Here is a 7713-nt window from a genome sequence, read left to right as displayed (position 1 = left end):
CAAAGTCATCATGTTCATCGTTAGGAGTTCGATGACATAGGGGTCTTTCCACGGTCCCATCCGTTCTTTTTGCACCAGACCGTATTCAAATCCGTATTTGCTGGAATTTCCCACTTCTTTCAGTTCTCCATATGGTTCAAGCAATTTCTGTAGCTTTAAAAACGTGTTTGTCAGGATGTATTCCCTCGTGATTTGAATCCCCCATTCATTGAACGGCAGCAAGTGAACCGGGATACCACCTGTAACTAAATTTAGCTTCTCACTCATGGTTTCAAAAGCATGTTTAACGGACTCGCTCTTGTAATAAACCAGGAATCCTCTTAGTTTCATATGCTTCTTGATCTCGTTGATGATCTTGATTAGCGTTTGTTCCCTGGCATCGGGCATTAGGATGTAGATCATATAATCCCCTTTGTCACTTCTGAACCCACCGACCGTTAGATTACCACGGTTGAGATTGTATTTACGCTTAATCTGGCGAGAGTCCATATACGGCACTTCGGGTATCTGTACAAACAGCTCGTTCGCGTCGGTAATATACTGCCGCTGTTGGATTGACAGCCCCAAATCCCTTGCACGATAGTTCTTGCTATCCAACAAGCCACGTTCTATTAACAAATCCATTCCCGCTTCGGTTAATCGGACATACGCCGCCGTGACTGTTCGACCTGCCGTTCTCTTACCATACACGTTCGTAGTTATAAGCCCTTCCTTTTTCATGACATACAACCGCTTATGTGCATACTTCTCACTTGTAAAATGCTTCATCGTAATTTGCTTCTTCGTCATTTCCCGTAGTTCATACAGTTCCTGCAATATACTCAGGTCTCGGTCTGTCCATTCACGTTGTCTTGGCATTTATCCTCCTTTCTGCTGGAAATTTACTGTCCCCACTTTCTAAGGCACATTGTCTTGTTAGTTACGGTTTATGGGTTAATTGACGGGGGGCGTAGGACGGGGTGCTCAGAGTCTAACGCTCAACTGCGTTTCGCGGTAGCCTCTTCCCACCTTTCCGCTCTAGCCTTAATTTCGTTTCGGGTACAATCCAATATCCAGCACGTATTTTTAAAAAGTTCTTTCCGAAAATAACGGGTTCAACTCATAGGGGGTGTTTATCGGGTTCAAACATACCCGAAAAATCATGGCCGGCCCGATACTTTTCACGGATATTTTCAATCATTTTCAAAGCATTTTGGGAAGGTGTGACAAAGACTTGAACATGGTTTTTACGATTCACATCCAAGAACCCTGATTCCATAATTTCTATTTCCTTCCACGAGTCATCTTTGATGAATCCAGCATATCGAATCGCGTTTATGATTGCGCTACGGTTACGATTGTCCAGGTCACGAATCAATAAATCCTCAAAAAAATGACAGATATAAATAAAGGCCGAACTCAAAACAGGAGTTTCTGGTTGGGATGCCGCCACTGCTTCCAGTGTGGCCTGAATAGTAGCTTGAGTGTAGTAATCCTTAATTTGATTGCCGTAATGCTTGTCTTTCAGGTATAGCGGCAGCATCCCTTGATACGAGAATTGATAAACTGGATAATCTCCCAGCATGTACGTTCTATAGATACAGGGTGGATACGCCTTCGGATCAGGAGAGGTACTTTCTGGCAGCATCGTCCTCCATTCTGATAAAGTCGTTCCTAATTTGAAAGAAAGCTCTACCGCTTGTTTGTACATCTCCTCCAACTCATCAGTTCTTTTTCGAGTACGCTGCTCCCAAAACGACATCTGATTCACTCTCCATTTTGGTTTTAAGTTATATGTGCATCACTTGTCACTTTTATCTGCCGCATTATCCGCTCTACAAAGGCTTATCTGAAGCGTATCACTTCAGGCTGTTTAGAAAATCAAAGGGATCAGATTTCTCTTGGGCTGTTTTGGGTGCAGGTTCTTCTTCAAGCAACGCCTCCAGATCGACAGCCGCCTTCTTCTCCCTAGATTTGACTCGTGCTAGCGCCTCTGCAATGGTATCCGTCTTCTGGCTACGTTCTTCCGCTCTGCGCTCCAGTTCGGCCAGCTCTTCCGTCAGTGTTTTCACGCTGTCGGGAAAATTCAACCCTGCAAAAACACTATACACTGTTACTTGCCCAGTCTGATCTCCAACATAGGTAGCCACAGGGTTCTCATCCAAAATCGGAGTACTCTCGTGCAGGAACGATTGAATCTGCTCCACAAAAGCATGAGTGAACAAGCGCTTTGCCGTAGAACTATCGGCTACAATACTAACTGCGCTGCTTGTTGCGTCCTGAAGATCGTAACCGGCTGATAACTCCCCGTTTAGCACACTTTGCTTGATGGCTTCCATATAGGTTACTGGAGAAGCCAGGTCAACAGACTGAGCGGAAAGAATGCACTTACCAATGTGTAAGCAGCCACCTGTCTTAAGCATGTTCAACCATTCCGAAGCATCAAAGTGATAGCTACCATATGGCTTGTAGCTGGCTGTGACAGTGTTCAGATCGTGGAGCAGCCGTGCCACATGGCGATTACATGAATTCATGAAATCCTCCACGCTCTGATTTTTATTCAAGCCAGTTTGGAACAGCTTTTCATTGTCCACTACAACAATCGCTCCCAAGCCTTGCATCGCCCGCTTAATCACTTGCAGACGTTGCAAGGTATTGTCTAGAACCTTCCGGCCTTCGTCTCGACGTGGCAACGTAAGCAACAAACCAAACCGCCCTGCAAAGCCCTTTCCGTGAAGCAGGCGAATAGCTTCAATAACCGCACCTGTTCCTGTACCGCCGCCTAAACCACAGCAGATGAAAATGTAATCCCGGTCATTAAAGTAGCTCTGCACAGTCTCTGCAATAGTTTCCTTGTGAACATTGAATGCTTCCTGCCCAAGCTGAATATCCCGACCTACCCCACGTTCAAATCCTGGAAGCTTGATTTTCTTAATATTCGGATAATCTGGCAGTTTGAGAAGATCCATCTCATTACTGTTAATCAATAAGGCCGTATAAGGACGCTGCTCACTTTTGGCAGATAACCGCATTCCAGCACATGCATGAGCAATAGAAGTTCCTCCCATCCCTAACCCCAGAAAACCATACTTCAAACTGATATTCATTGCTCCGCTCCCTTTCGTTTGATTCGTTCTTGTATCAGCTTATATTGCCTATAGTTGAGTAGTTCTTCCCCTAATGGGGATAATGTGTACCGCTTGGATTTTGCTACTTCAGCTACCTTGACCAGCGATGCTCCTTCTAACATCGCTGCCGCTTCATCCAGCAAATGTCTTGATCTAATCGGCAACTGCTCTTGCCCCACATCAGGATGTATCTGTTTGTACAAGGCGTTGGTTACATCCCTTAGCTGCTCCTTCTGTACAGGTCGTTCTGCCATCCTAAGTGCCGCCAACATCCACATCATGTTTTCATTCTCAGCAGTAGCCGATAGCAGCGCATCCAAAATGGCTTCTCTGCTCATCAAGATTGTTCACCTCCCTTCACCTATTAGCAAAAACCAAAAAAACCCTACCCATTTCGATCCACGCACTCACAAGGAGCGCGACAAATTCAGAAGATTAACAAGCAAGAAGCATTTCAATACACACTCCATATTGAGTATGACTTTCATACCCCTCAAAACATCAATAACACTAAATATGCCATTAAATAGAATGGGGCTAACGGAAGCATTTCCAATCCATACCCAGCCCACTTAAAAGCTACAGAAAATAGCCAAGCAAACGTGAGCATAATAATCAAAAATAATATTGCTTGCTGCCAGCCAAGAGCCATACCTACCACTGCCATTAGCTTAATATCTCCACCACCAAATGAATCAGGTTTTAAGACAGCAAATACATAAAGCAAGCATGCTGCAATTAAAACACCTAGCAAATAATAAAAAGGTTGTTCATTATGGAATAGCCGAAATATAAGGAAATATCCAATCCCTATACCACTCAACCAATCAGGTATGATTCTATACTGCAAATCTGTATACGTGGCTACCCCTAACAGAATTATCAGCGGAATCGACTCCAGTAAATTGTTCATGTTCTTCCTCCTAACCCTCTACTACCTAACCCTCTACTAATAGAAAAAGCAGCCTCCGAAGAGACTGCTTGAGGTCGTCTATGATATAATTAAAACTGCAACAGAAAGGCTATATGGGCGGTCGGCTAACCTCTCGGAAGGGAGGTGATGCCATGGAAGTTAAAGACGCTTTAACAATTATGATCGGTTTCAGTTCGCTAATTATCGCGCTACTGACGCTGGTAGTTACAATTGTTTTAGCGATCCTTAACCAAAAGAAATAGACCGCCCCTCCTGAGAAAAGGTTTCGGTCTTATTCCTTAATAAGCATTATCTTTTCTTAATGCCGAACCGCCCTTAAAAGCGGCTGTTGCAGGGGACGGTTACCGCCGCCCCTTTCTTATTTTTATTATAAATCTGAAATTACATACATGCAATGCCCTTATTTGTACCACTCCGATGTATCCCGCTTCGTTTGCCAATCATCATACATGCTACCGTAAATGGTGATTTTCTTGATGATGCAAGAGGATAAGTCATTCTGTCCGGCGTGCATGGCTACAATTTTAAACGTGTACTCTCCATCCGGGGCTTCGACATCCGTATAGAATTTTCGTTCGTAGATGTCAAGAAACTTCGATTTGAAATGTTCTTCTGGAAGCTCCCATGTTGCTGTTTTATCATTTCCACCTGTCTTAACTAGGCCAATGCTGGTCACATAATCACCGTTGGTGTCCCAAATATACACCCTAACCTCAGTCGGTCCTTTCAGCTCACCCCCAATGGGTTTAGCCGTTCCTTCCAAGCCTTTAGGGACTTTGGTTTCCCAATCTGTGGTGTATTTTGTCGTTGCCTTGATCTCTACACCATAACCGGCACGAGTAACTTCATTTGGATTCAAGCCATTTTCCTCAGCCCAAGGAATGATTTCCCACGAACCTCGGCTTTCACGATCTGATTCCTTCTCTTCTTCCGGCTTCCAAGGCGGGGCTGTAGGAATTCCCTGCTTTGTATTCAGTTCAGCCGAAACGGTAAGCTTTTCATTATAGGTTACTTTTCGATTCTCCCAAATCGGGTCGCTGTAATCCGTGTAGCTTTCCGTAGAAGTATGTCGTTTACCTTCTGAGTCCGTCCAAGACACCGTTCTTGTCTTGGTTGGATAGCCTGTAATCAATGGATATGTCACATCCCACTTAGCTTCTGGCTTCGTGGTATCACAATAAGCATCGCCGCCATTTTTGGTTACAGTGCAACCCGTAACGGCTACGTTGTTTGAACGATCTTTATCCAGCTTTTCTTTATCTGGATCAACATGGACGCTTAAGTTGTGGATACCCACATTCCCTGTCCACTTGAAGCCGCCTACAGTAATAGGCGTATTAGCTGGCATGTTCTTTCTGGTTTCATAGATGGTCTTCTTACCATCAGCCATGAAGCGGATCAGGACATTGGAAACATCCGTAGCCCCAACGTTCTTCACTTTTGCTGTAACCGTAGACGATTGACCTACAGTCAGCGCCGCTGGGCTGGCGGTAATGGATTGGGCGATCAGATCGTTCTCTGCCCCCTTACGCTCGATTGTCCAGCCACCTTTGATCTCGTTATTATAGTATGCTTCATTCGGTGATTCCAGCGCCCTATCTGGATGATTAGGATTGTTTATCGTGACATCTGCTTTGATGTAATACGTGCCTGGATCATCACTGATTTCAATCTCGCCAAGCATGTAACTGTACTCTTTACCCACAGTAAACTGCTTTGGCAGATCCTTGTACATGGATGAGAGGTTAAAGCTAGTAGAAACCGCACCGCCGATTGTAACCTTTGCTATCATCGGCATTCCGCGTTCACTTGCATAGTCACTGGAGATAATGTCTTCATCACCGTCATAACGGAACTTAACCCAAAGCTGACCACCTTCAGTTAGCGTCAGTTTTGTTGGGACGTAATCCATATTCAGATCATCTGCTAATGTCACACTCTCTATCTGAGTACGTCCGTAGCCATCGTCTACGATAATGTCTACCTCTTTTCCAAGTACACGTGACAGCTCTTTACTAGCGATCTTAACGGTATTGCTGTATTCTGTATCGGTTGTAGTGATTGAGGTAAGCTTAACACGCTTAGTCATGTCAGGGAATGCACCTTTGGGTAACGCATAGACATCCACTTGACGCAAGCTGTTATTAACCCCAGCAGTTGTAAAGCTCACTGTAAGTTCCTCACCTTGCGTGACTTTCAAGGTCGGCCAAGCAGTAACGTTGAAATAGGCATGACCTTTTCCATCAACTTTTTGGGTGCGGTCAAACTGGACACCCATTCGGCTGACGATACCGGAGGTGCGCAGGAACCTGTAATTCCATTCCAAAACATAGTAGTAATCATGATCAGAATCATAATCCGTTCCGCGCACAGTAAAAGTTTCTCGAAAATACTGTTGTTGCTTCTGAGATACATTCATGTGACCTGACCAGACAGCATCGAATAGTTCACCTACAGCAGCTTTACTTTTGTATGTTAAGCCAAAGCCGTTTTTATCCGAGAATTCAGGATCTCCTGGCTTTTCTTTTACCGCGAATACATCGTAATTATCTATAGTTTTCACTTTACCGTTTGCAAAATTAAAAACAGCTTGCCATTGATAAAGTTTCCAAAGGTTATCTTTTGCATCTCTACCCAATGCCGGAACAAACCCCACAAAACTATCTCCGGTTTTACCGTATTCCCATAATCCAAAGGCGTCATTTACATGCTTTTGTAACATTGGGATTCCGGCAGCGTAGACCATTGTTGATATCAGCATACTCATTAGTAGTAATACAATGCTTACTTTTTTCTTCATTCACATTCCCCCTACCAAAAACTGAAAGAAAAAGAGCCTACGACTTTTAATCGCAGACTCAAAATGTAAATTGATTCGTTTAGCTTATTCTAATTTCTGCGCAAGCTTCTGTACTTCGGTCAATGGCGCCGCAGAACCATCACCAGTATTTACTACAATGGCATCGTTGACATTACTGAACAATGCCTCCAAATCTTCGTTTCCGCTACTATCTAAACTTATCATATATCCTTCTTTTTCATCTCTGCCCGGATATATTTTTGTAAGCATAATGTATCCCTTCCCTTTTCCAATATCAAAGGAATACGTTTTCCCAGGAAGAAATTTAGTCTTCCCCGCATATCCTTGCGCTCCTTGTGGAAGGGTAAAAGTCAGCTTTCCATTCTCGACCTTCATATTATCAATAAACAACTCTTTTGCTAGCTCTGTATATCCGGCCTTCCACTTAAAGTCCGTGCTGTACATGTTATCGTCACTCGGAACCGGATCTGGATCGGTCACTTCTTTTCCTGTACTAATGCTAACCAACTTATTACTTTGATTCCAATTAACCGTGGCACCAAGTGCTTCACTGACAAAGCGAAGCGGTACAAATACCCGAGAACCTTGAAGCCGGGCTGGTACATCCAATTTAACGATTGTGTCTCCAACCAATACGGTATCGGAATTAACCGGCATGCGAATCATCTTTCCGTTAAGTTCAACGTAAACCACTCGCTCTACCCGACTACCTGTTGTCTCCTTTTTGTAGTCAACTTTTGCACCTAATGCCTCAGATACAAAACGGATTGGGATCAGCACTCGATTATTTTCAAAATAAGGCTTTTCGTCCGGAAACTTTACTGTCTTTCCGTCAATCTGCACGGTTACAT

8 protein-coding genes are annotated in these 7713 nt (G+C 44.0%); 1 reads left to right on the top strand and 7 read right to left on the bottom strand.

Annotated features, from left to right (window positions below):
- The 5 genes from BCV73_RS34580 to BCV73_RS34560 form a co-directional block, all read right to left on the bottom strand.
- The coding region (locus tag BCV73_RS34580) for a replication-relaxation family protein (protein ID WP_218828225.1) at positions 1–858 on the bottom strand (858 nt) is incomplete at its 3' end.
- Positions 859–1099: 241 nt separating this feature from the next.
- Positions 1100–1741 carry a hypothetical protein gene (locus BCV73_RS34575; protein ID WP_089550037.1) on the bottom strand — a complete coding sequence of 214 codons (642 nt, stop codon included), beginning with the start codon at positions 1739–1741 and terminating at the stop codon, positions 1100–1102.
- A gap of 97 nt (positions 1742–1838) precedes the next feature.
- Complete coding sequence (locus tag BCV73_RS34570; RefSeq protein ID WP_089550036.1) at positions 1839–3086, bottom strand: FtsZ/tubulin family protein; 1248 nt, start codon at positions 3084–3086, stop codon at positions 1839–1841.
- Positions 3083–3445, bottom strand: coding sequence for a hypothetical protein (locus BCV73_RS34565; protein WP_089550035.1), 363 nt, complete (start codon positions 3443–3445; stop codon positions 3083–3085). The genes BCV73_RS34570 and BCV73_RS34565 overlap by 4 nt, the downstream gene beginning before the upstream one ends.
- A 155-nt stretch (positions 3446–3600) precedes the next feature.
- A complete protein-coding gene (locus BCV73_RS34560; protein WP_089550034.1) occupies positions 3601–4020 on the bottom strand; it encodes a prepilin peptidase in 420 nt (139 codons plus the stop codon).
- 152 nt (positions 4021–4172) lie between these two features.
- On the opposite strand from BCV73_RS34560, the gene BCV73_RS35320 reads away from it, so the two are divergent.
- Positions 4173–4283, top strand: coding sequence for a putative holin-like toxin (locus BCV73_RS35320; RefSeq protein WP_197070091.1), 111 nt, complete (start codon positions 4173–4175; stop codon positions 4281–4283).
- Between the two features lie 158 nt (positions 4284–4441).
- Here BCV73_RS35320 and BCV73_RS34555 read toward each other — a convergent pair whose 3' ends face one another.
- Both BCV73_RS34555 and BCV73_RS34550 read right to left on the bottom strand, forming a co-directional pair.
- Positions 4442–6841: a CARDB domain-containing protein gene (locus BCV73_RS34555; RefSeq protein WP_089550033.1), complete on the bottom strand. Its 2400-nt coding sequence runs from the start codon at positions 6839–6841 to the stop codon at positions 4442–4444.
- 84 nt (positions 6842–6925) lie between these two features.
- Entirely contained in the window at positions 6926–7705 is a 780-nt protein-coding gene (locus tag BCV73_RS34550) for a copper amine oxidase N-terminal domain-containing protein (protein ID WP_009226408.1), read from the bottom strand.
- Between the last annotated feature and the right edge of the window lie 8 nt (positions 7706–7713).

The sequence above is a fragment of the Paenibacillus sp. SSG-1 genome (assembly GCF_002224835.1).
GTDB classification, from domain to species: domain Bacteria; phylum Bacillota; class Bacilli; order Paenibacillales; family Paenibacillaceae; genus Paenibacillus_AQ; species Paenibacillus_AQ favisporus.
This window is presented reverse-complemented; position numbering and strand designations above follow the sequence as displayed.